Raw genomic sequence first — 1,053 nt, forward strand, 5'->3', positions numbered from 1 at the left:
TAGATGTTTGATCCCAGGCTTTGATGGTTCATCATTGTCGTCCGAATCAAAGGATGCACTATGGGCCAGGTTCTGCATGGGAGCGCCACAACGACAGAGGCGATCCGTCGAGCGATACAACATAGTGAAGCGAGCCTGAGGTCGCTTTCGAAGCGCTATGGCATCAACCCCAAGACGGTCGCGAAGTGGAAGAAGCGAAGTTCGACCGCCGATCTGCCCACCGGCCCCAGGGAGCCGAGATCGACGGTTCTGTCTGCCGAAGAAGAGGCCGTTATTGTGGCCTTCCGCCGCTACACGCTGCTGCCGCTCGACGATTGCCTCTACGCGTTGCAGCCGACGATCCCGCATCTGACGCGCTCTTCATTGCACCGCTGTCTGCAGCGCCACGGCATCGGCCGATTGCCGGATGTCGAGGGCGACAAGCCGGCGAAGAAGAAGTTCAAGGCCTATCCGATCGGCTTCTTCCACATTGATATCGCGGAGGTTCGAACCGAACAGGGCAAGCTTCACATGTTCGTCGCCATCGACCGAACCTCGAAGTTCGCCTTCGTCGAACTGCACGAGAAGGCTCCGACAGCCATTTCCAAAGAGTTTCTGCTACGCCTGATCGCGGCCGTCCCCTACAGGATCCATACCGTTCTCACCGACAACGGCATCCAGTTCACCACGCCAGGCGCTGGCGGTTCGGCCGTTCCGCTGATCAAGGAGGCAATCGCAAATGGCGAGATATTCCGGGCTCATGCCTTCGAATACGCCTGTGCCAAGAACGATATCGAACATCGAACCACAAAGCCAAAGCACCCCTGGACCAACGGTCAAGTCGAGAGAATGAACCGGACCATCAAGGACGCAACCGTCAAGCGCTTCCATTACGACGATCACGACCAACTGCGTCGGCATCTTGCCGACTTCGTCGCGGCCTACAATTTCGGCCGCAGGCTGAAGACCCTCAAGGGCCTCACGCCCTACGAGTTCATCTGCAAGGCATGGGCTTCCCAGCCCGAGCGCTTCACTCTCAATCCGCTCCAGCAAATGCCGGGACTAAACATCTAG

General features: G+C 58.0%; 1 protein-coding gene. It reads left to right on the top strand.

Translation table 11 applies throughout. The features are described 5' to 3' along the window. Nucleotides 1–60 precede the first annotated feature (60 nt). Nucleotides 61–1,053 (top strand): IS481 family transposase, encoded by a 993-nt coding sequence (locus NKH21_RS32685; protein ID WP_352870025.1) that lies wholly within the window; start codon nt 61–63, stop codon nt 1,051–1,053.

It is taken from the genome of Mesorhizobium sp. M1329, from assembly GCF_040318035.1.
Taxonomy (GTDB): domain Bacteria; phylum Pseudomonadota; class Alphaproteobacteria; order Rhizobiales; family Rhizobiaceae; genus Mesorhizobium.